A 25457-nucleotide genomic window follows, 5' to 3' on the forward strand; every position below is an offset into this window, starting at 1 on the left:
TTCTACAGGGGAGTGTCAGCGCGGCGTGTGGGACCAGCAGCATCCGTCTTACCAAAATGGACTCCGTGGGGCGGCGTCACTGCAGTCCTTGTGCAATCATTTGACAGTACGCCATGGATTCCAGGTTCTCCACCGTTGTCCTGACTCCCGCTGCGCGCCCTTGGCAAACTGCCCGGGCGTGGTGGCAGCGCCATGCCCGCCATCTGGCGAGTTGGATGGTGCTGTCGCTGCTGGCCTTTGTTCCGCTGGCGGCTGGGGTGCTGTGGCTGGCGGCCAGCGAGCGGGTGCTGGTGGGTGTGGAACTGGGCTGGAGCCAGGAATCCCAGGCCGTCTGCCTGCACCCTGGGGCTGATTGCAAACGGCCGGTGGTGAGCATTCGCAGCCCTAATGGGGCGCTGGAGCTTGACGCCTGGCTTTTGAGCGACGCGGGGCATTTCCTGCCCAGCCATGAGCTGCGCGAAGCCTACAACGACCGCCACAAGGCCCTGCACGCCTTGTTGGCGAGCGACTCCGCGCGCCTGGTCATGGCCGATGGCAGCGAGCATCCGGTGACGGTGCGCGACCGGGGATTGGGCGGCATCGGCGCCATGCTCTGGTGGCATTTGTTGCTGGCTGCGCTGGCATGGACCAGTGGATGGGCCCATTATCTGCGTCAGCGCAGCCTCGGAAACGGGTTTCTGGCGTTGGCCTGCAGCGGATACGCCGTTGGCATGGCGTTGGGCGGGCTCGAGCTGGTGCATGGCCTGGCCTGGCCCCTGGGGGCTGCGGGCAGCATCAACGGCGCGGCGCGGGCTGCGGTGCAACTGGCGTTTGCGGGCTACCTGGGCTATGTGTTGACCCTTCCGCGCCGGTATGTGCCTGCGCGATGGTTGGGCGTCCTGCCCTGTTTGGCACTGGCTGTGATCGTGGTGGACTTGGCCGCCCTGGCACCCGCACCCATGTGGGGACACCAGGCCTTCATGGTGGTGTGGACGCTGGCCCTGCCGCTGGCCATGGGCTGGCAATGGCGGCGCTCGCACAGCCCCTTGCTGCGGGCCCTGATGCAGTGGTTTGCCCTGGGTGGCTTGATATTGCTTGCGCGTTTGGCGCTGATCCATGCCCTGCCGGTGCAAGACCTCGAAACACGGGCCTTTTTCGTCAGCGCCAGCTTCCTGGCGGTCAAGACTTACTCCATCGTCGTGCTCCTGGTCAGCCCGGTGCTGGGTTGGGCGCAGGGGGGGCTGCGCCGCATTCTGCTGTGGGTGCTGGCCAGCCTGCTGTTGGTGGTGTGCGACCTGATGCTGGTACTGGCCCTGAGCGTGCAGGCCGAGACCGCCCTGCTCATCAGCCTGTTGGTGGTGGGTGCGGCCTATTTGCCTTTGCGTGGCTGGATTGCACAGACCTTGCTGGGAACCCGGCCGCTGCGACTGGAGCAGCACATCGCTCCGCTGTATGACGTGGCACGTGCAGCCCAGCAATCCGACATGGCCGCATTGCAGGCTTGGCAGCAGTTTCTGCAGCAGGTGTACGAGCCCGAGAGCAGTGTGCTGGCGCAACAGGCGGGTTCGCACAGCCGCATGCAGGAAGCGGGTGGCGCCCTGTGGGCTCCACTGGCATGGACGGGGCAGGGTGTGGTACTGGTGCATGCCCATGGCGGCAGGCGCCTGTTTGGCCCGCAGGACGAACGCTTTGCCGACCACTGCGCCCACCTGGTACAGACCATGGTGGAGAAAGACCGTGCCGCCACGCAGGCGCGCCAGAGCGAGCGTGAACGCATTGCGCACGACCTGCACGATGACCTGGGGGCACGTCTCCTGCACATGGCCCATGCGGCGCCCCCTGGCGACTGGGGGCGTTATGCCCAGGACACGCTGCAGGAGATGCGTCTGATCACCCACGGCATGGCGGGCGAGGCGGTGGCATTGACCGATCTGCTCGCCGACCTGCGCGCCGAACTGGCCGCCCGCATCCGTGCAGCAGGTCTGCAACTGCAATGGCAGAGCGCGCTGCCCGGCCAGGCAGGTTCGCACAGAGTGCGCCCGCAGGCCGCACTGGCCTTGGCGCGCATCCTGTCCGAGGCCGTGCGCAACGCCATCAGCCACGGCGGAGCCAGCCGCATCGAGGTGCTGGTGCAGGTACTGGAGGAGTGCTTGCTGGTGCAGGTGCGCAACGATGGCCCTGCGACCGATCCGGCGACCTGGGGCGCAGGGCTGGGCATGCAGTCCCTGCTGCGCCGGGTGCAGCGCCTGGGTGGGCACTTGCAATGGCAGGCGCTGGGTTCCGGTGGCACGGTCATGGAAGCACGCCTGCCCCTGAACGCCCTGCAGGATCCGGGCTGAGCCATGACAATCAGGCACATGAACATTCTGCTTGTGGAAGACCAGCCCGAAGCCTGCGCACTGCTGCAGGACATCGCCCAGCAGGTGTACCCCGCAGCGCATACCACGCACTGCCCGACGGTGGCACATGCGCTCATGCGGGTGGACGAAGCATGGGATCTGGCCTTGATCGACCTGCGCCTGCTTGATGGCTCGGGGCTGGAGGTGTTGCGCCGTTTCAAGCAGTGCCACCCTGAGGTGCCCGCCGTGGTGACCACACTGTTTTCTGATGACGCCTCGGTGTTTGGCGCCCTGCAGGCAGGGGCCGATGGCTATCTGCTCAAGTCCGAACCGGTCTGCGACCTGGTGGCCGCACTGCAGCGCATCGCCCGGGGAGAGCTGCCGCTGTCTCCTGCGGTGGCCCGCAGGGTGCTGGGTTACTTTCGCAGCACCCCAGGCGCCGATCTGAGGCCCAGCGCTGACCTTGCCGAAGCGCTCACCCCCAGAGAAAGCGACGTGCTTGCCGCCATTGGTGAGGGCCTGAGCATCCACGAGACCGGAGAGCGCCTGGGCATCACCTACCACACGGCCAACGGCTACATCAAATCCATCTACCGCAAACTGGGCATCAAGAGCCGCGCCCAGGCAGCGGTTGAGGCACAGCGGCGCGGATTGCTGCAATAAGTCACGGTGTCCCCCAAGTTCTGGGGGTGGGCATGCTCTGCAACGGTTTCCACAATGGCGCCCATGTTGCATAGTCCCTGTCGCATGGACCGGGCTGCAATTTTTGGAGCCGAGGAAATCGACACATGACACGAACCAGACACATTGGGAGCACGCTGCTGTGGGGCTTGGCCTGCGGGTGGCCCCTGGGTGCCAGTGCAGCACCCTTGCCCGAACTGGCCTGTGCCGCTGGCGTGCACTGCACGGGCACTGCCAGTGCCATCGGGGCGCGTGCCCGCCTGGGTATGGATAGGAACCAGGCCGAGCTTGCCTTTGTCGAGGCCAGCAGAGACTGGCCCGACACGGTGTGGGCCTGTGCTGCCACTGCGTCGCAGTGTGGGCACCTGAGCCGCGATGAGGCGCGCATATTGATCGGGCTGCATGACGATGCCTACGGACCAGCGCAGCGTTTGCGTGGGGCTCCGCCAGCAGCGCAGTCGGCAGCCATGCAGGCGCCCCTGGTTGTCGCCGCAACAAATCCCTCCGCAAGTGGGCGAGGGCAGCGACCGGCCGGGATCGATGTCGAAGTGCCTCGTCCGGGGGCTTCGGAGGTCGTGCTTGTACCACCATCGACACCTGGGACGGATTTCCAGCCCCGGGACGGGCACTGGGTATTCCGGTTCGAAGGACAGCCCCGTGCCAGTGGTGGTTGCCTTGCGGGTGTAGCCCAGGCGGTCGCAGGGCAGATGCCGGCGCCCCAATCGGGGCAGGTCGTGTTTGCGCGGCCCTTCAGCGGTGGCCAGCTCATTCCCAGCCCGCAGGTGCAGTGGAGCCGCGTGGCGGCCAACCACTGGAAGGCCAGGCTCAAGACAGCCAGCGCTGCCATGTCCATGGAGTACGACCTGCGGGTGCTCAGCCCCGAGCGCATGGAGGGTGCCAGCATCGTGCGCGTCACCGTGCCGCAGGCCTGCACCATCCAGTCACCTTTTGTTTTCACGCGCCAGTCATGAGACAGGCGTTCACTGCAACTTTTTGGAGAGGGAACACCATGAACCATTCGCGCATGGGCCGGGCCGCCTGGTGGCTGGCCGCCGGTATGTTGCTGTCGATGGGCGCCCAGGCACAGCAAGCCCAGCGCGCCCCCAGCCCACCGCAAGGGCCGGGGCAGAGCATGCTGGTGCTCGATGCCTCGGGGTCCATGTGGGGAAAGATGGGGGGGCGGGCCAAGATCGAGATCGCACGCGATGCTGTGGCACAAATGCTCGATGGCTGGCCCGCAGGCCAGCAACTGGGCTTGATGGCCTATGGCCACCGCAGCAAAGGCGACTGCAGCGACATCGAGCTGTTGCGTGCCCCAGGTGCGCTGGACCGCAGCGCCATGGTGCAGACCGTCAATGCGCTGCAACCCAAAGGGATGACGCCCATTTCGGCATCGGTGCGCATGGCAGCAGAACAACTCAAGTTCAGCGAACGAAAGGCCACGGTCATTCTGGTCTCTGACGGCGAGGAAACCTGCCATGCCGATCCCTGTGCCGTGGGCAAGGAACTGGAGAAGCTGGGCGTGGATTTCACGGCCCACGTGATTGGCTTTGACATTTCCAAGGGCAGCAAGGCCGAGCAACAGCTCCAATGCCTGGCTTCCAGCACGGGCGGCCGGTATCTGGACGCCCGTGATGCTGGCAGCCTGAGCGATGCCCTGCGCAGCGTGGCCAAGGCTGCGCCCCCCGCGCCCAAAGTCAATGCCACCCAGGGCCGCGAATGGATGCCCAACACCATGCTGTGGTGGGAGGCGGGCACACAGATTGAGGGTGGCGGGAGCGAGCGCGATGGGGAGCTTGGCGTGAAGGACTTTGCCAAGGGCCAGACCGCCCGCGACTGCCAGGCACTGTGCATGCAGCACACGGCCTGCGGTGCCTGGGTGTACAACCCACCGGGCAGTTATTTCATCGAGCACCCACGGTGTGATCTCAAAGGCACGGGTGGTGCGCTGAGCGAAGAAAAGACCAATCCAGGTGAAGGTTGGGTCTCTGGCGTGAAACCCGGCGCCAAGGTCATGTTCCAGCCTGCTGCTGCGAATTGATGCGCAGCGCAAACCATTCTGATCACTTCAAGGACATTGCACCATGAACACTTCCCGCCTGGCTTCGACAGACCGCGCAGCGCTGTTGCAGCGTGTGCTTGATATCTTGATGCGCCCACGCGAAACCTGGCTGCAGATCAACGCAGAGGACGGCAACCCAGGCCGCATTTACCTGGGCTACCTGGTCTTTCTGGCGGCCATTCCGGCGGTGGCGGGGTTCATTGGGTACAGCCTGGTGGGGGTAGGTGCCTTTGGCATCTCGGTGCGCGTGCCCGTGGTGCAAGGTCTGGTCAGCATGGTGGTGGGCTATGTGCTGTCGCTGGCCATGGTGTACGTGCTGGCGCTGATCGCCAACATGCTGGCGCCGCGTTTTCAGGCGCAGCAAGACATGGGCAGCGCCTTCAAGCTGGTGGCCTATGCCTCCACGGCTGGCATGCTGGGTGGGGTGTTCAGCATCCTGCCGTCATTGGCCATGCTGGGCTTGTTGGCGGCCCTGTATTCGGTGTACCTGATCTACAGCGGCATCCCCGTGCTGATGAAGGCTCCCCAAGAGAAAGCGGTGGGCTACACGGCAGCCTTGGTGGTCTGCGGCATTCTGGCAGGCATTGTGGTCGGGTTGGCCACATCACTTGTGACTCCGGGGGCACGGGGTCTGGGTGCAGGCATGGCGGGCATGGGCGACACGGGCTCGGTCGCGATGAAGGTTCCCGGCACCGACATCAAGATCGACACAGGACGCCTGGAGGAAGCCAGCCGCAAAATGGAAGAGGCCCAGGCCAAGGGAGACACCCAGGCCGCAGCCAAGGCCGCCACCGAAATGATGGGGGCTGCACTGGGTGGCAAGGGTGGTGAGCCCTTTGCGCCAAAACTTCTGCGGGACACCCTGCCCGAGCGTGTGGGCGATTTGCCGCGCACAGCGATCGAGGCGCGCTCCGAAAGCGCCATGGGCATGCAGTTCACCCATGTCAGTGCGCAGTACACGCACGAGGACAAGGAGTTGGAGATCCAGATCCAGGACTTGGGCGCTGTCCCTGCGCTGCGCATGGCCATGGCGGGCTGGGCGACGACCACCGCCGAGAGCGAGAATGCCGATGAAGTGGAGCGCATCTACCGTCAGGGCGACACGACCATCAAGGAAAGCTACCGCAAGGACGGCAGCAGTTCGGATGTGGCGCTGATGCTGCCCAACGGGGTGATGGTGCAGGCCTACGGCAGGCTGCCGGTGGAGGACCTCAAGCGCCATCTGTTGCCCTTGGGCCAAAAGCTGGGGGCGCTGCGCAGGGCCTCTTGATGTGGGCCGAGGGGGCAGGGCTCTTGCGCTAGCTCAAACACCCCATGCATCGTGTGCGCAATTGCCGCGCCGTGTGTTGACGTGCAGGTCAACCGCTGCCGATACTCCCCTACAGTTCGACGCCTTCCTCCGCCGCCCGCCATGGGTGTGTGCGGCGGACGGTTCAACTGGGAGGGGCCATGGAGCGATCGCACACCACAAAGGCTGCGCTGGAGCAGGAACTGGCGCAATGGCAGCAGCGCTGCGCTGCCTTGGAGGCCGAACTGGCCGCCAAGGACAGCGCCATGCGCGAAGCCCAGGACACACTGGAGCGCAGCGCGGCCTACAACAAGCGGGTGTACCAGGATTCGCCGGTGCCCATCGTCATCATCGACCCAGCGATCGGCATCGTGGACTGCAACACCGCAGCGGTGCGTATCTACGGCTTCCAGTCTCGGGACGAGGTGCTAGGCCGCATGCCGCTGGACTTTTCTGCGCCCACGCAATACGACGGCACCGACACCCAGACCGCGGGGGAGGAAATCACCCGTTCCATCGTGGAGCACGGCATTGCCAATTTTCTGTGGCGCGCGCGTCGTGCGAATGGCGAAATCTTCGACGCCGAAGTCAATCTCATGGCCTTCGACTGCGGGGGGCGCATCCTGTTGCGCTTCACTGTGGACGATGTGTCAGAAAAGCGCCGCGCCCGCCTGGAGATCGAGCGCCAGCAGGCCGAGATCCGCAAGCTGCTGGAGGAGCAGCAGGTCATCTTCGAGAACGCTCCCAACGGTATGTGCTTCACGGCGGACGGCATCATCCTGCGGGTCAACCGCAGGTTGTGTCAGAGCCTGGGCCTGGAGCCGCCCGACCTGGTGGGCCATTCGGTGGCGCAGCGGTTGTTTCGGGACGAGGCCAGCTATCAGGCGTTCTCGGCCGTGGCGGCTCCGCTGCTCGCGTCGGGGCAGGAAGTGCACGTGGAGTGGGATTTCCGGCGCAACGATGGGGCGGTGTTCGAGGCCATGGTGTCGGGCCAGGGCATCAACATCCCTGGGTTCGAGCGCTCGGCCGTCTGGGTGTACGAGGACATTGCCGAACGCAAGCGCCTGGAGCGGGAGCGCCAGGAGAACGAGGCCCGGCTGCTCCGCATTCTCGAAAACAGCCCCGTGGGTGTGATCATCGGCACCGAGGCTGGGCAGATCGTTTTTGCCAACCGCCAGCACGCGGAAATGCTGGGTGTGCGCCCCGAGGAACTGGCCACACACCCTGCCAGCAAATCGTGGCGCAACCCGGCGGATCGCCAGACCTTTATGGAGCGCTTGCGCCGTGAAGGCGCTGTCAAAGGCTACCAGGCCGACTTCGTGCGCTCCGACGGCACGCCCGTCACGGTACTGCTCTCGTCCATCCTGCTCGACTTTTCGGATGGGCGTTACCTGGTTTCCTGGATCTACGACATCACCGAACGCCAAAAGGCCGAGCAACTGGTAGCGCGCAGCGAGGAGCGCCTGGCCCTGGCCTTGCGGGGAGCCAACCTGGGGCTGTACGACTGCACCATCAACGACCAGCATGAGATCGTCGAAGTGGCGGTCAACGACATTTGGGCGGGGATGCTCGGCTACGACAAGCAAAGCCTGTTGGCCCAGCATCCCAACCACATGGCCTGCTGGGTATCGCTGATTCACCCCGAAGACGTCCAGCGCGTGCAGGATCACTTGCGCCGCTTCCTGCTCAACGAGATACCCGACTACACCGAGGTCTTTCGCATGCGCAGCTCATCGGGCGAGTGGCGCTGGATTCTGGACATAGGCCATGCCGCGTTGCGTGGAAGCGATGGAACCCCACGCAGGTTGGTGGGCATCAACCAGGACATCACCGAGCAAAAGGTGGCCGAAGCCAGCCTGCGTGACAGCGAGGCCTACAACAAGATGTTGTTCCAGGAGTCTTCGCGCCCCATCATCATCCTGGATCCGGACTTTGGCTACATCGACTGCAACCCGGCGGCGGTGCGGATCTTTGGCGTCAACGCCAAGAGCCAGTTGCTGGGCAAAGGTCTGTTGTTCCTGTTGGCGCCCGAGCAATACGGCGACCAGGACAGTGCCAGCCTCATGCAGGACATCTTGCAGCGCGCTCTGACCCAGGGGCATGCCCGCTGCGAGTGGCGCTACCAGCGCCCGGATGGGGACACCTGGGACGCCGAAGTGCACCTGGCGGCCTTCGAGTACCGGGGGCGCCGCCTGGTGCAGTGCATGCCCGAGGACGTGACCGAAAAGCGCCGTGCGCGCCTGGAGATCGAGCTGCAGCAACGCGAGTTGCAGAACCTGCTGGACGAGCAGCAGATGATTTTCGACAACGCCCCCAACGGCATCATCTACACCGCCGATGGTGTGATCCTGCGCGTGAACCAGCGCCTGGTTGAGTACCTGGGCTACCGGGCAGACGAGCTGGTGGGCCAACCTGGCAGCATCATCCAGCAGTCTCCCGAACACTACGCACGCTTTGGTGCGCTGGTCGGGCCGGTGCTGGCTGCGGGCAAGGACGTCAACGTGGAATGGGACTTTGCCCGCAAGGACGGCGGTACCTTTGTGGCGCAGGTATCGGGGCGGGGCATCCGATCGGCTCGCCACCACCATGTGACGATCTGGGTGTTCGAGGACATCGCCGAACGCAAGGCCGCCGAGCGTGCCATGGAGCAGGCGCGCCGTGTGGCCGAGGACGCTGCCAAGGCCAAGAGCGATTTCCTGGCCAACATGAGCCACGAGATCCGCACGCCCATGAACGCCATCATCGGCATGTCCCACCTGGCGCTGCAGACATCGCTGGATGCGCGCCAGCGCAACTATGTGGAGAAGGCGCACCGCTCGGCCGTGGGGTTGCTGGGCATCATCAACGACATCCTCGATTTTTCGAAGATCGAGGCGGGCAAGATGGTGATCGAGGACACCGAGTTCTGCCTGGACGATGTCATGGAGAGCCTGTCCAACCTCATTGGCCTGCGCACCGAGGAAAAAGGCCTGGAGTTGCTGTTCTGCGTGCCGGGGCAACTGCCCACGGCGCTGGTGGGCGACCCGCTGCGCCTGGGCCAGATCCTGGTGAACCTGGGCAACAACGCCGTCAAGTTCACCGAACAGGGCGAAGTGGTCATAGGCATCGAGGAAATCGACCGCGATGCCGAGCACATCGAACTGCACTTCTGGGTGCGCGACACCGGCATCGGCATGACGCAGGCGCAATGCGCCAAGCTGTTCCAGCCCTTCAGCCAGGCCGACAGCTCCACCACACGCCGCTACGGCGGCACGGGCCTGGGGCTGGCCATCTCGCGGGCGCTGGTGGAGCAGATGGGGGGGCGCATTTGGGTTCAGAGCGAACCGGGTGTGGGTTCGGAATTCCACTTCACAGCGCGCCTGGGACGCAATGCACAGGGCAGTGCCTCGCGCCGCATGTCGCGCGAGGTGCTCCAGCACATGCGCGTGCTGGTGGTGGATGACAACAGCAGCGCCCGCGAGATCACGGCCAGCATTGCCCGTGGCCTGGGCCTGCGGGTGGACACGGCGGCCAACGGGCAGGCCGCGCTGGCCTGCGTGGCACAGGCCGAGCAGCAGGGCCAAGCTTACGACCTGGTGCTGATCGACTGGAAAATGCCCGAAATGGATGGCATTGAAACCCTGCGCCTCATGCATGCGCGCCGGCTGCCCAACGTGCCCGCCAGCATCATGGTCACCGCCTTTGGCCGCGAAGAGGCGCTGGACGAGGCGGAACGCCAGGGCGTGGCGCTCAAGTCCGTACTGACCAAGCCGGTGATGCCCAGCCAGTTGCTCGACGCCATTGGCGCCGCCATCGACCGCAAGGGCCTGGTGGAGAACCGCACCGGCATCATGGCGCACGAAAGCCGCAATGCCATGCGCCAGCTCGAAGGCGCACGGGTGCTGCTGGTGGAAGACAACGAACTCAACCAGGAGCTGGCCATGGAGCTCTTGCGCCATGCCGGGGTGCAGGTCACCCTGGCCACCAATGGGCTGGAGGCGCTGGAAACGCTTCAGGCGCGTGGTGCAGACTTTGACGGCGTCCTCATGGATTGCCAAATGCCTGTGATGGACGGCTACGAGGCCACGCGCCGCATCCGTGATAACGCTGCCTTGCGAGCGTTGCCCATCATCGCCATGACTGCCAACGCCATGGCCGGTGACCGTGAGCGCGCATTGGCCATGGGCATGAACGATTACATCGCCAAACCACTGGATGTGGGCAGCATGTTCAGTACCTTGGCGCGTTGGCTGGGCAAGTCCGCAGCGCCCGCCGCAGAGGTGCGCAAGCCCCATGCATCAGACGCCTTGTCGCCAGCTTTTGCCATGCCAACGCACAATCTGCCGCCCTTGCCGGGCATTGACGTGCATGTGGGCCTGGTGACCTCCATGCACGACGAAAGCTTGTACCGCTCGCTGTTGGGTCGCTTCCTCGCGGGGCAACGGGCGTTTGGTGCTGATTTCCGGGCGGCGCAACAGGCATCAGACCCGAGTGCCCCCGAGCGGCTGGCGCACACGCTCAAGTCGGTGGCGGGCAGTATTGGTGCGCGTGGCGTGCAGGCCGCAGCTGCCGACCTGGAGCGTGTCTGTCGTGCGCTGGCACCCCTGCCCGCGGTGGAGCAGGCATTGTCTCGGGTCGAGGCGGAGCTGGCGCCGGTCATCGAAGGCCTGGCGACTTGCCTGACTGGCGAGCACAGTCCCGCACCGACCTCCGCTGCCCCCGCCAAGGCGGCTGAAGGCAAGGCCATTGCCTTGTTCTGCGCCCAGCTCCAAGCCTTGCTGGCAGAAGGCGACAGCGCGTGCATGGAATGGGTGGGACGGCAGCCGGGGTTGCTCGCCCAGGCCTACCCGGAACACCACACTGCCATTGCGCAGGCCATCGAGGGGTTTGACTTCGAACAGGCGCTCCAACTCATCCGCTGCGGGTAGCGCGCGCTGGCCTCAGTGTCGGCGCGCGCTAGCGCGCCTTGAGCACGTGGCGGTTGCGCCCCGCGCTCTTGGCTTCGTAGAGCGCAGCGTCGGCCAGATCCACCAGCGCCTGGTGCGACTCGTCGGCTTGTGGCACCACGGTGGCCACGCCCAGGCTGATGGTGACATGCGTGTGTGTGCCGGACTGCGCGTGTTCCAGCGCCCGGGCCAGGATGCCCAGGCGGATCTGCTCGGCCAGGTTGGCTGCGCCAGCGCTGTCGGTGCTGGGCAGCACACAGGCAAACTCTTCTCCGCCACAGCGGGCGACCAGGTCGCAGGGGCGTGTCACGCAGGTGGCCAGCGTGCGTGCCACCTCGATCAGGCATTGGTCGCCACCAGGGTGTCCGTAGTGGTCGTTGTAGGCCTTGAAGTGATCGATGTCGATGGCGATCAACGAGATGGGGGCCTGCTCGCGCGCTGCGCGGCGCCATTCCATGTCCAGAAAATCATCGAACCGGCGCCGGTTGCTGATGCCGGTGAGGTGGTCCTGCGTGGTCAGGCGTTGCAGCAGGTCGCGGCTGCGTTTGAGATCCAGGTGATTGCGCACGCGTGCCTGCACGATGGAGGGCCGGATCGGCTTGACGATGTAATCGATGGCGCCCAGTGACAGGCCGCGGGCCTCGTCTTCCTCCTCGTCGCGCGAGGAGACAAACAGTACCGGAATGTTGGCTGTGGCTGCATGGCTCTTGAGATGCTTGCAGACTTCATATCCGTCCATGCCGGGCATCATCACATCCAGCAGGATGAGGTCCGGGGTTGGCTCGGCCTGTGCCAGCGCCAGGGCGCGTTCCCCATTCAGGGCGACCTTGACCTTGTACTGTCCCTTCAGAACGGCAGAGAGAACCTGTAGGTTTTCGGGCGAGTCATCCACCACCAGGATCGTTGCCTGTGCATCCATCAGCCTGTCTCCATCATTCGCCTGGGGCGCTATTTGTTGCTGAATGTGTATGCGCGCCAGCATAGAGGCGCCAAGACGCCTTGTGCACAAAAAAACGGCGTTATCTGTGCTGGATCAATACCGCAGTGCAGCAAACCTGCGTCAGCCACCAAGGCAGCAACAGACCGACAGCAGGGGAGAAAGAATGGGCCTGGAACGGCCCTCAGACCCAGCCCAACGCACCCAGCAAGGCCCCAGCAGCCAGCAGCCACAGCAGGTGCAGGCGCGTGCGCCACACCAGCACGGCCACCACCGCAGCCAGCAGCCAGAGCAGGGCATCGGTGGCTGGCTGGCCCTGGCCACGGCCCAGCACCCAGGTGGCAGCCATCAGCAGCCCGATGACCACGGGCGCCATGCCTTGCTTGAAGGCCCGCACCGAACGCCGCTGCCGGTTGCGGTGGGCCCAGCGCGTGGCCAGCCAGGTCAGTGTGGTGCTGGGCAGCATGATGCCCACCATGCAGACCAGCGACCCCCACAGCCCCAGGGCCCAAGCCCAGGGGCTGGCGCCTGCCGCGTTGAGGCCCACATGCCAACCGATGAGCGCAACAAACAGCACGTTGGGTCCTGGCGCTGCCTGGGCAATGGCAATGCTGGCGTTGAACTGCACATCGGTGAGCCACGCTTGTTGGTTGACCAGATAGCGGTGCATGTCGGGCGCTGTGGCAATGGCGCCGCCCACCGCCAGCAGCGAGATCGACAGGTAGTAGAGAAACAGGTTTAGCCAGTCTATGGCCTGCAGTGCAAAGACCTGGGTCATGGTGCCAGCCTTCGCCAGGCAAGGACGCAGGCCACACCGCCCAGCACCAGCAGCACGCCGTACAGCGGGATGTGCCACCACACCACCGCCACAAAGGTGGCCAGCGCCAGGGCGGCGCACACCCAGGGTCCCAGCACATGCGTGCGCAGCGACGCTGCCAGCTTGAGTGCCATGCCACCGATCAGACCCGCCGCCACTGCGCCCATGCCGCGTAGTGCTCCCGCCATGGCCGGGTGGGTGGCCCACTGGGCATAGAGCAGCGCGGCCGCCAGTGCCAGCACCATGGGCAGCGTGAGCATGCCTGCCAACGCCGCCAGGCCGCCGCGCAGGCCAAAGTGGCGGTCACCGATCATCAGCGACAGATTCACCACATTGGGCCCCGGCATGACCTGGGCCACGGCCCAGTCTTCCAGGAACTCCTCATTGGTCATCCAGCGCTTTTTCTCGACCAGTTCGCGCTGCACCACTGCCACCACGCCGCCAAAGCCCTGCAGCGCCAGCCAGGTGAAGGACCAGAACAGATCCGCGGGACTTTGCGGCCGGGGGCGATCCTGAGTGTGGGCACCAGGCGGGGAGGGGTTCAGCGACATTTTCAAGAAAAATTGGCCTTCAGCGCTCTATCTATAAGCGCCATCAGCTATCAATAGTATAGCAAAATGGTCGTGAAAGCATGCCGCCGTTGATGCCGGGCTATGCTTGCGGTTCAGGCCATTGGCTACAAACTCAAGAGTACTCCCATGCGACTGATCCGTTACGGCCTGCCCGGCGCCGAGCGCCCAGGCATGTTGGATGCCCAGGGCATCCTGCGCGACCTTTCCATGCTGCTGCCCGACATCGGGCCAGCGCAACTGGCGCCGCGCACCCTGGCGGCACTGGCTGCCATCGACGCCACCCGCCTGCCTGCGGTGCAAGAGCCGGTGCGCCTGGCGTGCCCCGTGGCGGGCGTGGGCAAGATCGTGTGCGTGGGCCTGAACTACCGCGACCATGCCCTGGAGGCCGGCCTGCAGCCGCCCACCGAGCCCGTGCTGTTCATGAAAGCGGTGACCGCACTCAGCGGCCCGAACGACCCTCTGCTCATTCCACACGGTGCCACCAAGACCGACTGGGAGGTGGAACTGGGCGTGGTCATTGGCACACGGGCGCAGCGCATTGCCGAGGCGCAGGCCTTGCAGCATGTGGCAGGCTATGTGCTGGCCAACGATGTGTCCGAGCGCGCCTGGCAAATGGAGCGCGGCGGCCAGTGGGACAAAGGCAAGGGCCACGACAGCTTTGCCCCCATCGGGCCCTGGCTGGTGACCACGGACGAACTGCCCGATCCGCACGCCATCGGCCTGTGGCTGGAAGTCAACGGCCAGCGCATGCAAGACGGCCACACCTCGCAGTTCATCTTTGGCGTGCCGCAGGTGCTGGCCTACATCAGCCAGTTCATGCGTCTGGAGCCTGGCGACGTTGTGTTGACCGGCACCCCGGCCGGCGTGGGCCTGGGCCGCAAGCCCCAGCCGGTGTTCCTGAAGCCCGGCGATGTGGTGCGCCTGGGAGCCGGCGGGCTGGGTGAACAGTGCCAGACCTGCGTGCAGGTCTGACGGTGGGGCGCCTCAGCCCAGCTTGCCGCGCAGCTTGTGGTTGGGGGTGCGCCAGCCCGCCTGCTCGGCGTACTTGACCTTGTGGACCTTGAGGTCGGCCTGGGTTTCGTACTTGACCCAGAGGATCTTGAAGCTGGCCTGCTGCTCGTAATCCACAAAGCACCACACCGCATCTCCCTGCGCTTGGGTGGCGTGGTTCACCTCGAACCAGCACAGGTCGGCCTGGCTTTCGTAGGCCACTTCACAGACCTTTGCATCGGCCTGGCTATCGTATTTGGTCTCCAGAATCTTGGCCATGGTCGCTTTCGATGGGAGGAGGGGCGCCTTGTAGGCCACCCGGATGGGATCTGCCTTGCGCACCGGGCAAAGGGGCGGCAGGTTTCGTGGGTAAACACCTGGAGGCCATCGACTGGCTCCAAGAGCCGCCGTCAGGCCTGCAAATGTGGCGAGTGTATTGCAGTTGGGAGCTGTGCTTGCCTTGGAGCAGGGGTAGGCAGAACAGCCGCGCACCCAGGCCCGCCATGGGCGCCCGAAGGGCCAATCGCAGCGCATCTTGTGGCTAAGATAACCGTGCCCCACGGCAGAACTCTTGCTGTTCGGTACAGTCTGCCTTCATGCCAACTCCTTTGCGGAGTTGAACGTGACCTTCCCCATCTGACATTCACACGATTCGACCAGGCCACGACCTCGATGCTGCTTACCACCCTCGTACTTGCTCCCTTTGTCGGCAGCCTTTTGGCGGCGTTGATGCCCCAGGATGCGCGAAACCGCGAGTCCTGGCTGGCGATCGGGGTCACGGTGTGCGGATTGCTCATCGGCGGCCTGCTGTTTCCCCAGGTGGCCAGTGGCGCGGTAGTGCGCACCGAGTTCGCCTGGTTGCCTGCGATGGGGCTGAACTTCGCACTGCGGGTCGATGGACTGGCGTGGATATTCAGCATGCTGGTGCTGGCGATCGGCCTGTTGGTGGTGCTGTACGCGCGCTACTACATGTCGGCAGAGGACCCGGTTCCACGCTTTTTCTCTTTTTTGCTGGCCTTCATGGGCTCCATGCTTGGTGTGGTGTTGTCGGGCAACCTGGTGCAACTGGTGGTGTTTTGGGAGCTCACCAGCCTCACGTCCTTCTTGCTGATCGGGTATTGGCATCATCGCGCCGACGCCCGGCGGGGCGCACGCATGGCTTTCACCGTGACCGCTACCGGGGGGCTGTGCCTGCTGGTGGGTGTATTGCTGGTGGGGCATATCGTTGGCAGCTATGACCTGGACGCTGTTCTTGCTGCCGGCGACACCATCCGCGCCCATGCCTTGTACCTGCCGGCACTGGTCTTGGTCGCGCTCGGCGCCCTGACCAAGAGCGCACAGTTCCCTTTCCACTTCTGGCTGCCGCACGCGATGGCGGCGCCCACGCCCGTGTCTTCGTACCTGCATTCCGCCACCATGGTCAAGGCGGGTGTGTTTTTGCTCGTGCGCCTGTGGCCCGCGTTGGCAGGCACCCCGGAGTGGACTTGGCTGATCGGTGGAGCCGGCGTGTGCACCCTGTTGATCGGTGCGTTCATCGCCATCTTTCAGCACGACCTCAAGGGCTTGCTGGCGTATTCGACCATCAGTCACCTCGGTCTGATCACGGTGCTGATTGGTATTGGCACCCCCATGGCCATCGTGGCCGCCATCTTCCACATCCTCAATCACGCCGTGTTCAAGGCCTCGCTGTTCATGGCGGTCGGCATCATCGACCACGAGTGCGGAACGCGTGACATGCGCCAGTTGCGGGGCCTGCGCCATTCCTTGCCGATCACGGCCACGCTGGCCATTGTGGCGAGTGCGGCAATGGCGGGCGTGCCCCTGCTCAACGGATTCCTGTCCAAGGAGATGTTCTTTGCCGAAACAGCCTTGGTTGGCGGGGATACGGACTGGTCCATGTCCGTGGCAGCGTTGGCCATGGGCATCTTTGGCGTCGCGTACTCGCTTCGTTTCATCTCGGTGTTCTTTGGTGCTCCGGCGCAGAATCTTCCGAAAGAACCGCACGAACCACCGCACTGGATGAGGCTGCCGGTCGAACTGCTGGTATTCACCTGTCTGGTCGTGGGTGTCATTCCAGGGCTCAGCATCGAGCCGCTGTTGAACCTTGCGGTGGTCGCAACGCTTGGGGATGCCGCACCGACCTATGACCTGGCCCTTTGGCATGGGTTCAATCTGCCCTTGGTGATGAGCGTGGCAGCACTGAGCGGCGGCGTGCTGTTGTATGCGGTGCTCCGCCGACATTTCAACCTCCAGCAACGCGAGCATGTGCCTCTGATTTATCGGTTCAACGGCGCCCAGGCGTATGAAAGCGTGATGCTGCAGATGACCCGCGGGGCGGACCGCTTGCTGCGCTATGTCGGCACTGAACGGTTGCAGGCACAGTTGCTGCTCATGATGCTCGGATTGTTGGTGGTGCCACTGTGGCTGGCGGGCCCGCCGCCCGCATGGATCGTGCTGCCCCTGCAAGATTTCGATCCGCTGTTTGCGGGCCTGTGGGTGGTGGGGGCCGGCTGCGCAGTGGCCGGGGCCTGGATGGCCAAATACCACCGCCTGGCCGCACTGGCCCTGATTGGCGGCACCGGCATCGTGACCGCAGCGACCTTCCTGTGGCTGTCTGCGCCCGATCTGGCATTGACCCAATTGATGGTGGAAACCGTGACCACGGTTCTTATCCTGCTTGGCTTGCGTTGGTTGCCCCCCAGGTTGGAGTCCGTCGCCGGTTCGGCCCAACGCTCTTGGAGCGACTGGGGGCGCCGAGCGCGTGACCTCGCTATCGCCATCAGCGGCGGGGCTGCGCTGGCAGCGTTGACTTATGCGGTGCTGGTGCATCCAGCGCCGGACACCATGGCGGACTTCTTTCTCCTGAACGCGCTGAGCGGTGGCGGCGGCAGCAACGTGGTCAATGTGCTGCTGGTGGATTTCCGCAGCTTCGACACACTCGGTGAAATCACCGTGCTGACCATCGTCGCCTTGACGGTGTACGCACTGTTGCGCCGCTTCCGTCCCGCTCCCGAAAGCGTGGCCCTGCCGCCGCAGCAAACCTTTGAGGGCGATCCGGCGAGTCGGCAAAGCCCGGCCGAGCAAGCCAATAGCGGCTACCTGCTGGTGCCTGGCATCTACATGCGTTTGCTCTTGCCAGTGATGGGCGTGATGGCGGTCTATTTCTTCATGCGTGGCCATAACCTGCCCGGCGGGGGTTTTGTTGCAGGTCTGATTTTTGCGGTCGCGCTTCTGGTTCAGTACATGCTGGCTGGTACCACCTGGGTCGAAAGCCATGTCAATCTTCGCCCCCATCGCTGGCTGGGCGCGGGCTTGTTGATCGCTTGCACCACGGGCCTGGGGGCCTGGTGGTTTGGTCACCCCTTCCTCACCACCCATACGGCGCATGTGGACTGGCCTCTGGTGGGCGAGTTGCATCTGCCCAGCGCGTTCGTGTTCGATCTGGGTGTGTTCGCTGTGGTGGTGGGCACCACCATGTTGATGCTGGTCGCGCTGGCGCACCAATCGGTGCGGAGCCATCGCCAGACGAGTGAGCTGGCCGAGGCGCATGATGAACAGACGGACGTGGGGAGGGCCTCCTGATGGAAATCACCCTTGCCATCTCCATCGGTATCGTCTTCGGCTCGGGCATCTGGCTCATCCTGCGCCCGCGCACCTTTCAGTTCATCACCGGGCTGCTTTTGATGTCCTATGCCGTGAACCTGTTCATCTTTGCGATGGGCAGGCTCTCGGTGGACAAGCCGCCCATCACACCGAGCCTCCCCATCGATCCCACCCAATTTGCCGACCCGCTGCCACAGGGGCTGGTGCTGACCGCGATCGTGATTGGCTTTGCCACCACGGCGCTGTTTCTGGTGATGATGATCGGTGCCAGGGGCCTGTCTGGCAGTGACCATGTGGACGGTGAGGAGCCTCGCCCATGAGTACGCTGCCCTGGATCCAACACCTGGTCATCGTGCCGGTTCTGCTGCCACTGATCGTCGGTGCGCTGCTGATTCCCATCAACCAGACCCGCTACGGACTGAAATTTGCTTTGGGCATCGGCAGCGGCCTGCTGTTGTGGATGGTGTCCGTGGCGCTGCTGCTGATGGCCGACGGGGAGCATTGGCCGGCAGGCATCGGTGTCTATCTGGCGTCAAACTGGGCTGCCCCCGTGGGCATTGCCCTGGTGGTGGACAGGTTGACTGCCATGATGCTGGTGCTGACCTCCACCATTGCGCTGGCCGTGCTGGTGTTTTCGGCACGTCGTTGGGATCGGGTCGGCGTCAGCTTTCATTCCCTGTTCCAGTTCATGCTGATGGGGCTGAACGGCGCATTTCTCACCCATGACCTGTTCAACCTCTTCGTGTTCTTCGAGGTGATGCTGGCGGCCTCCTATGGGCTGGTGCTGCACGGCTACAACCTGCGCCGTATCCAGGCAGGCATGCAGTACATCGCGGTCAATTTGGTGGCATCTCTGCTGTTTCTCATCGGTGTCTCGCTGATCTATGCCGCGTCGGGAACACTCAACATCGCAGATTTGGCGGGTCGCGCCCCGGCGCTTGGGGCGCAGGACACCTGGCTGTTGCAGATCGGTGCCACGGTGATGGCGCTGGCTTTCCTGACCAAGGGCGCCATGTGGCCGCTTGGGTTCTGGCTGCCCACCACCTACGCCTCGGCCTCCGCGCCCGTGGGTGCCATGCTGGTGCTGATGACCAAGGTGGGCGTATATGCCGTGTTGCGCGTCTGGCTTGCCGTGTTTGGAGCCGAGGCCGGGGGGATGAGCCACTTTGGTCTGGCCGCTCTCACTGCGGGCGGAATGGCCACCTTGCTGTTCGGAGCGATTGGCATGCTGTCGAGCCAGGACGGCGGGCGCATGGCCGGTTTTGGCGCCATCGTCTCCTCGGGCACGCTGATGGCGGTCATTGGCCATTCGGGCACCGCAGTGCTGGCAGCGGGACTGTATTACCTGCTGGGCTCCACGCTCGCGATGGCCGCGTTCATGTTGCTGATCGAGCTCACCGAGCGCATCCGGCCACCGGGATCCGCCATGCTGGCGTTGACCATGGAAGCTTTTGCCGTGGAGGACAAACCGGAAGACCCCGTCGGCGTGGGCATTCCTGGCACATTCACGTTCCTGGGCCTGAGTTTTGTCGTATGCGCACTGGTCATCTCGGGCATGCCACCGTTGGCGGGTTTTGTGGCCAAGTTCAGCCTGTTCCATGCCCTGCTTGCGGCCAGCCCAGAAGCCGTCCCATGGACCACCTGGCTGCTGATCGCGTTGATGGTCGTTGGCGGGCTGGCCGCCATCATTGCGTTGATGCGCCTGGGGGTGCGTATATTTTGGGCATCGGGAGTGGTCAAATCGCCGCCGCTGCAAGTCACTGAGGCAGCATCCATCGGCGGATTGGTGGCCCTCTGCATGGCTCTGACGGTGCAGTCCGGTGCCGTTTTTGATTTCCTGGGGCGCACCACTGAGGGGTTGTTGCGCAGCCAGGACTACCCCCAGCGCGTATTGGGTGAGCAGCCCGTGCAGCGAGTACCACAGACCGAGGTGCCACGATGAAGCGCTGGTTGCCATCCCCATTGCTGTCGGTGGGTTTGCTGCTCATGTGGCTGCTGCTGAACCAGACCCTGGAACCTGGCCACTGGCTTCTGGGCGGCTTGCTGGGGATCGTGGCACCCCTTTTGGCAAGGCCTTTGCAGCCCCATGGCTACGCCCAGCTCCGCCGCCCACTGGCGCTGCTGCGCTTGATGGGTTTTTCGATTGTCGAGATCGTGCGGTCTTGCTTCAACGTCTCCCAAATCATCATGCTGCGGCGCTCGGCCAATGTGAATTCACAGTTCATCCGCGTGCCGCTCGACCTGCGCAGTCCGCATGGTCTGGCTTTGCTCTCGTGCCTGATCAATACCACCCCCGGAACCGTGTGGGTGGATCATCTCCCAGACAAACACGAACTGCTGTTGCACGTCTTCGACCTGCACGACGAGGCATGGTGGGTGGACACGATCAAGAGCCGGTACGAGCGCCCCATCATGGAGGTTTTTGAGTCGTCCGCTACCGAAAAAGGCCACACATGACGACAGCCGCACTGCTTTCGGCAGCCTCTTTTTTCGCGATGGCCTGCGTAGTCCTGTCGATGCTGTTGTGCACATGGCGCCTGATGATCGGCCCGTCTGCCCAGGACCGTGTCCTCGCGCTCGATACCTTGTGGATGTGCACCATGTTGCTCGCGCTCCTGCTCGGTATCAGGTATGGCAGCCAGATCTATTTTGAGGCAGCGCTGATGATTGCCTTGGTCGGTTTTGTTTCAACGGTTGCGCTGGCAAAGTTCCTGATGCGCGGGGAGGTGATTGAATGAGCAGTGTGGAAGCCTTGCCTTGGTGGGCAGCCATTCCGGTTGCGCTGTTGCTGGTACTGGGGGGCTTGATCACCTTGATTGGCGCAACCGGCCTGGCGCGGTTGCAGAGTTTTTATCAGCGAATCCATGGCCCGGCGATCGCCGTCACACTTGGCGCCGGCTGCATCCTCATCGCGTCGATGGTGTATTTCACGGTAACCCAGTCGCGGCTGGTCATTCACGAGTTACTCATCAGTGTGTTTGTGCTGATGACGGCGCCCGTGGTGGCAATGTTGATCATGCGCGCCGCGTACTACAGAGATCAGCGCGAATCCAGGAATGAACCAGGAGATCAAACGATTCCATAAAGCAGCCATTTCAGCCCAACGCGCCTGAAACGTGCGGGTTTTGAGAGGTTTTTAGACGGTCTGGAGCGCTGATTTGGCCTGCCCGGAGGGACTCGAACCCCCGACCTATAGCTTAGAAGGCTATTGCTCTATCCGGTTGAGCTACGGGCAGGTGTGGCCTTTGCAAGGCCCCGGATCATAACCGGATGCTGTGCTGCCTTGATGCCTGATCAGGCCTATTCCATGTCTTCAAATACCAAGCTGGGTGTCACCATCACGCGCAACACTTCTTCGGGCAGACCGACGAGGCGCTGGCTTGCGAAGCCAAAGGGGGTGTCGGCTTCCAGCGCGGCGATGGCTACGTTGGCCATGGGCTGGTTCAGAGGGACGTAATAGCTGCCTGCCGGCACATCGATGGCGGTGCGCGCCAACGGGCTTGCCGCTGTGGTGCCGGGTGGTTGGGGTGCTTCGGCCAGTACCGCTCCCGCTTCTGCAACCCGCAGTACCTGCAAGCCATGCAGGCGCAAGCGCTCGATGGCCGGCTGTGCCGTGGGTGCGACCCAATAGCCGCAGGGGCGTGCGCGTTCCAGTGTGGGGCTCAGGCGCAGTGCGCTGTCCCATTCCACGGTGGTCGGCATGTCTGCGCCAGTGTCCGGGTTCAGCAGGGTGAGTTCGCGGCTTTCGGTGGTGTGCGCGGCCTGCACCACCACCTTGTTGCGGCAGGCCAGCGCCACGGTGTCACGTATGACGAAGGAGCGCACTTGTTCCAGGCGCGCTGCGCGCTCGGAGGCCATGCGCAGTGCGGCAGCCATGGCATTGACCTGGGTGTGTACGCGTCGCTGGATGTGGGTACGGCCCAGACCCACGCCACGGCTGGCTACGCGCAGGCTGACTGCGTGCTTGAGGCCCCACAGGTTGCGGCCACTGTCGGGCTGCACGCTGTCCATGACCATGCGGCGCTCGCCAGGCACGGCAGACGGGCTGTGCGCCCATTCCACGGCCAGGCCCAAGCCCTGCAATGCCTGTTCCAGCGGCTGTTGCATCCATTCGCGTGCGGCCTTGGTCACGAACTCGTGGACGTTGCCAGTGGTGGCGTAGCTCAGGTGGGCGTCATGCCGGTTCAGGCCGCCAAACTGCGTCAGCACGGCGCCTGCGGCAGGGAATTCGCCGCTGTCGAGCACCACCATGGGCCGGTAATCGCGCACGAGTTGGTTCAGTGCGCGGGCTTCGGGGCTGTGCAGCAGCAGATGGTCGCGTTGGAGGTCGGTGCCGTCCGCTGTTGCGGCAGTGCCTGCTTCGGCACCGTCGGGGTTGGCGCGCGGCACGATGATGACGTTGATCCGCTCCAGCAAAGGTGCCAACAAGCCCTGCGCCAGTTCCTGGGCCACCACCAAGAGGGCCTCGCTGGAGGCTGGTGCATCGCCGTGCTGCTGTCCGATGAGCAGCACCGTGGGGCGTTTGCTCTCGGCCAAGGCTTGCGGTTGCTCGTCGCGTTCCTGGGTCAGGACCAGGGCGTGTATCGGGGCTCCCCGTTGCGATGGGCCCAGTTGCAACACGGTGGCCCGGGTGGTCGGCGGTGTGGTTTGCTGGGCCAGGGCATGGAGCCACTGGCCAATTTCGGCATTGGTGGTGAAGGCGCGGCGATCGGGGTGCAGACCTGGGGTGTGGTAGAGGATGGGCGGGTCGGGGAAGCGCGCTGCCACTTCAGGCCGGTAGGGCAGGTCGGGCAGGGTGCCTGTCAGTGGAGCCAGCGAGGGACGGACCACGGGCGCCGTCGTCGCCCCATCGGCGGTGCGTGGCACCGGCGCGGGCAGCACCACACCAGGGCGGGCCATGGGCGCCGGGGCCTGTTCCTGGCGGCTGGGCGGCGGAATCTGGCGCACCGGAGGAGGGGGACGGCTGGCATTGCGATCGGGCCAGGGGGGGAGCGGGGTGCTGGCACAGCCTGCCAGCAGTGCGCTGGTCAGGGCTGCAGCCATGAGCGCGCAGGGCCGGGCGCCCGCGCGGCTGGGGGTTGGAGAGCTGGAAATTTGCGAGAGGCTCATGCGTGGACCACGGTGCCCTGGCGCCGCCACATGGGGCCGGGGTAGGGCGGCATATTACCTGCGAAGCCGCTGGGCGGTCACAGGCGCACAAGGTCTGGTGTGGTGGATGGCACGCGTCATCGGAGAGGCCCGGCTGTCGATGCTCCAATAACAAAAGCGCCAGTAGCTATCAAAACAATAGCTGCTGGCGCTGGACGGACGGGCGGTGGCTGCAAATTTTTACAAATATGCAGCTTCCAGGGCTGCGCGCTGACAGGAAGGCAGGGCGCAGCGACTGGGTTTCAGCGGCTGAAGCCGCGGGGGCCGCCGCGACGACGGCCACGGTCGGCCATGCTGTCGATGCTGGTGCGCATGGGGTCGGGTTGGCCGGAGCCTCCCATGCCACGGCGGGCCTGCAGGTTCAGGCCGCTGTGGGTACCCAGGTGTGCGTCGGGGCGTGGCGGCTGGTCTTCGAAGCGCTGCGAACTGCCCGCGCCAGGCGCCGAGCCACTGCGGTTGCGGCCACCACCGGCTTGCTGTGGTCCCTGGCGATTGCCACGGGGTGCCGGTTGCCCTTGGCGCGCCGCATGGCCCTGGCTGTGCCCCCCACCCGCGTTGCCTTGGCCGGCAGGCTTTTTGCGTTGGCCGTTGCCACCCGCTTTACCTGCACCGGCGTTGGCACCCTGGCGGTTTCCGCGCTCGCCCTGGGGGGCCTTGTTGGTGCGGATGCGCTCCATCATCTCGCTGCGGGCGGCCTTCGCGGCGGCCAGCATCACGTCGCGGCTCGGTGGCTTGCCAGCGCCGCCCCAGAGGGTCTGGCGACCCATCGCAATGGGCTCGGCCTTTTCGCCTTCGTCCGGGCCGAAGCCTTCGAGGATTTGCACGGGGATTTCCTGCTTGGTGAAGCGCTCGATCTCCATCATGAAGCCTTCTTCGTCCATGCAGACCAGGCTCACAGCCTGGCCTTCACGCCCGGCGCGGCCCGTGCGGCCAATACGGTGCACGTAGTCCTCGGGGACGTTCGGGATCTCGTAGTTGACGACATGCGGCAGGTCGTCGATGTCGATGCCGCGGGCGGCAATGTCGGTGGCCACCAGGGCGCGGATCTGACCGGTCTTGAAACCCTCCAGCGCCTGCGTGCGAGCGCTCTGGCTCTTGTTGCCGTGCAGTGCCATGGCCGTGACGCCGTTTTTCTGCAGAAAGTCGGCCACGTTGTTGGCGCCAAACTTGGTGCGCGTGAACACCAGCACCTGGCTCCAATCGTTCTCTTGGATGATGTGCAACAGCACTTGCTTTTTCTTGGCGCGGCCCACGGGGTGAATGACCTGGCTGATGCGCTGCACCGTGGTGTTGCGCGGCGTGACCTGGATGCTTTGCGGGTTGCGCAGCAAGGTGTTGGCCAGTTCGCGGATTTCGTCGCTGAAGGTGGCCGAGAACAGCAGGCTCTGCTTTTCGCGCGGCACCAGGGCAAGAATCTTCTTCACATCATGGATGAAGCCCATGTCCAGCATGCGGTCGGCTTCATCAAGCACCAGCACTTCGACGGTGGACAGGTCCAGGTGGCCCTGTTGTTGCAGGTCCAGCAGGCGGCCGGGCGTGGCCACGAGGAAATCCACACCGCGCTGGATGCGGTCGATCTGCGGGTTCATGCCGACGCCGCCGAAGATCACCGTGGAGTCCAGATCGAGGTACTTGCCGTAGGTGCGGATGGATTCTTCGACCTGGGCGGCCAGCTCGCGCGTGGGCGTCAGGATCAGCGCGCGCAAGCCTTTGCCACCGCGCTTGCCTTGCGGGGCGGGCTGCTGTGAAAGGCGGTGCAGCAAGGGCAGCGTGAAGGCGGCCGTCTTGCCCGTGCCGGTCTGTGCGCCGGCCAGCAGATCCTGGCCCTGCAGCACGGCAGGAATGGCTTGCGCCTGGATCGGGGTGGGGTTTTCATAGCCCTGCTCGCGCACGGCCTTCAGGATGGCCGGGGCCAGGTTCAGTTCGTCAAATGTCATGTAGGGAGATGCGCCTTCCGGGCGCCGGGGATCAGCCTGTCGGTACAACCGCTGTGGGCTGCCGAGCCAGTGTCAAGCCGATGGTTCTTTCGGATGGGACGGTGCAAATCGGGATTGCTGTCCCCAGCACATGTTGCTGATGCCGTGTCCACTGGAGGGCACGGCGCATGGCTATTGTC

19 protein-coding genes and 1 tRNA gene are annotated in these 25457 nt (G+C 64.5%); 13 read left to right on the forward strand and 7 right to left on the reverse strand.

The features are described from left to right. The first annotated feature begins 215 nt into the window (after positions 1–215). The 6 genes from GWK50_RS09120 to GWK50_RS09145 all read left to right on the forward strand — a co-directional run bounded on the left by GWK50_RS09120 (position 216) and on the right by GWK50_RS09145 (position 11256). Positions 216–2318: an ATP-binding protein gene (locus GWK50_RS09120; RefSeq protein WP_162016214.1), complete on the forward strand. Its 2103-nt coding sequence runs from the start codon at positions 216–218 to the stop codon at positions 2316–2318. An 18-nt stretch (positions 2319–2336) separates the two neighbouring features. Beyond that, positions 2337–2981, forward strand: coding sequence for a response regulator transcription factor (locus GWK50_RS09125; RefSeq protein ID WP_162016215.1), 645 nt, complete (start codon positions 2337–2339; stop codon positions 2979–2981). Positions 2982–3106: 125 nt separating this feature from the next. Beyond that, on the forward strand, positions 3107–3970 hold the full coding sequence (locus GWK50_RS09130) for a hypothetical protein (protein WP_162016216.1): 864 nt from the start codon (positions 3107–3109) through the stop codon (positions 3968–3970). 38 nt (positions 3971–4008) lie between these two features. Further along, on the forward strand, positions 4009–5040 hold the full coding sequence (locus GWK50_RS09135) for a VWA domain-containing protein (protein WP_162016217.1): 1032 nt from the start codon (positions 4009–4011) through the stop codon (positions 5038–5040). A 43-nt stretch (positions 5041–5083) separates the two neighbouring features. Beyond that, positions 5084–6331: a Yip1 family protein gene (locus tag GWK50_RS09140; protein WP_162016218.1), complete on the forward strand. Its 1248-nt coding sequence runs from the start codon at positions 5084–5086 to the stop codon at positions 6329–6331. Positions 6332–6510: 179 nt separating this feature from the next. After that, complete coding sequence (locus tag GWK50_RS09145) at positions 6511–11256, forward strand: PAS domain S-box protein (RefSeq protein WP_162016219.1); 4746 nt, start codon at positions 6511–6513, stop codon at positions 11254–11256. Between the two features lie 28 nt (positions 11257–11284). On the opposite strand, the gene GWK50_RS09150 is transcribed toward GWK50_RS09145, so the two are convergent. The 3 genes from GWK50_RS09150 to GWK50_RS09160 all read right to left on the reverse strand — a co-directional run bounded on the left by GWK50_RS09150 (position 11285) and on the right by GWK50_RS09160 (position 13579). Next, positions 11285–12193, reverse strand: coding sequence for a diguanylate cyclase (locus GWK50_RS09150; RefSeq protein WP_162016220.1), 909 nt, complete (start codon positions 12191–12193; stop codon positions 11285–11287). Positions 12194–12395: 202 nt separating this feature from the next. Continuing rightward, positions 12396–12989 carry a chromate transporter gene (locus tag GWK50_RS09155; protein WP_162016221.1) on the reverse strand — a complete coding sequence of 198 codons (594 nt, stop codon included), beginning with the start codon at positions 12987–12989 and terminating at the stop codon, positions 12396–12398. Then, positions 12986–13579, reverse strand: coding sequence for a chromate transporter (locus GWK50_RS09160; protein ID WP_162016222.1), 594 nt, complete (start codon positions 13577–13579; stop codon positions 12986–12988). Before GWK50_RS09160 ends, GWK50_RS09155 begins: the two co-directional genes overlap by 4 nt. A 147-nt stretch (positions 13580–13726) precedes the next feature. Between GWK50_RS09160 and GWK50_RS09165 the strand changes: the two genes are divergently transcribed. After that, entirely contained in the window at positions 13727–14572 is an 846-nt protein-coding gene (locus GWK50_RS09165; protein WP_162016223.1) for a fumarylacetoacetate hydrolase family protein, read from the forward strand. 12 nt (positions 14573–14584) lie between these two features. Here the strand turns inward: GWK50_RS09165 and GWK50_RS09170 are convergent, their stop codons facing one another. Then, entirely contained in the window at positions 14585–14869 is a 285-nt protein-coding gene (locus GWK50_RS09170) for a DUF6150 family protein (protein WP_162016224.1), read from the reverse strand. A gap of 393 nt (positions 14870–15262) precedes the next feature. Between GWK50_RS09170 and GWK50_RS09175 the strand changes: the two genes are divergently transcribed. From GWK50_RS09175 to mnhG, 6 genes are read left to right on the forward strand one after another with little or no spacing between them, the layout of a single operon-like run. Further along, positions 15263–18172 (forward strand): monovalent cation/H+ antiporter subunit A, encoded by a 2910-nt coding sequence (locus GWK50_RS09175; protein ID WP_162016225.1) that lies wholly within the window; start codon positions 15263–15265, stop codon positions 18170–18172. After that, positions 18172–18513, forward strand: a complete 342-nt coding sequence (locus GWK50_RS09180; protein ID WP_162016226.1) for a Na+/H+ antiporter subunit C — start codon at positions 18172–18174, stop codon at positions 18511–18513. The genes GWK50_RS09175 and GWK50_RS09180 overlap by 1 nt, the downstream gene beginning before the upstream one ends. Next, a complete protein-coding gene (locus GWK50_RS09185) occupies positions 18510–20135 on the forward strand; it encodes a monovalent cation/H+ antiporter subunit D (RefSeq protein WP_162016227.1) in 1626 nt (541 codons plus the stop codon). Before GWK50_RS09180 ends, GWK50_RS09185 begins: the two co-directional genes overlap by 4 nt. Beyond that, positions 20132–20650 carry a Na+/H+ antiporter subunit E gene (locus GWK50_RS09190; RefSeq protein WP_162016228.1) on the forward strand — a complete coding sequence of 173 codons (519 nt, stop codon included), beginning with the start codon at positions 20132–20134 and terminating at the stop codon, positions 20648–20650. The genes GWK50_RS09185 and GWK50_RS09190 overlap by 4 nt, the downstream gene beginning before the upstream one ends. Continuing rightward, positions 20647–20931 (forward strand): K+/H+ antiporter subunit F, encoded by a 285-nt coding sequence (locus GWK50_RS09195; RefSeq protein WP_162016229.1) that lies wholly within the window; start codon positions 20647–20649, stop codon positions 20929–20931. The genes GWK50_RS09190 and GWK50_RS09195 overlap by 4 nt, the downstream gene beginning before the upstream one ends. Beyond that, entirely contained in the window at positions 20928–21278 is a 351-nt protein-coding gene (gene mnhG, locus GWK50_RS09200) for a monovalent cation/H(+) antiporter subunit G (protein ID WP_162016230.1), read from the forward strand. Before GWK50_RS09195 ends, mnhG begins: the two co-directional genes overlap by 4 nt. A gap of 74 nt (positions 21279–21352) precedes the next feature. Here mnhG and GWK50_RS09205 read toward each other — a convergent pair. From GWK50_RS09205 to GWK50_RS09215, 3 genes are all read right to left on the reverse strand, one after another. Then, positions 21353–21429: transfer RNA gene (locus GWK50_RS09205), tRNA-Arg, on the reverse strand. Positions 21430–21493: 64 nt separating this feature from the next. After that, positions 21494–23302 (reverse strand): M14 family zinc carboxypeptidase, encoded by a 1809-nt coding sequence (locus GWK50_RS09210; RefSeq protein WP_162016231.1) that lies wholly within the window; start codon positions 23300–23302, stop codon positions 21494–21496. Between the two features lie 281 nt (positions 23303–23583). Continuing rightward, positions 23584–25278 carry a DEAD/DEAH box helicase gene (locus tag GWK50_RS09215; protein ID WP_162016232.1) on the reverse strand — a complete coding sequence of 565 codons (1695 nt, stop codon included), beginning with the start codon at positions 25276–25278 and terminating at the stop codon, positions 23584–23586. Between the last annotated feature and the right edge of the window lie 179 nt (positions 25279–25457).

It is taken from the genome of Acidovorax sp. 210-6 (assembly GCF_010020825.1).
GTDB classification, from domain to species: Bacteria; Pseudomonadota; Gammaproteobacteria; order Burkholderiales; family Burkholderiaceae_C; genus Simplicispira; species Simplicispira sedimenti.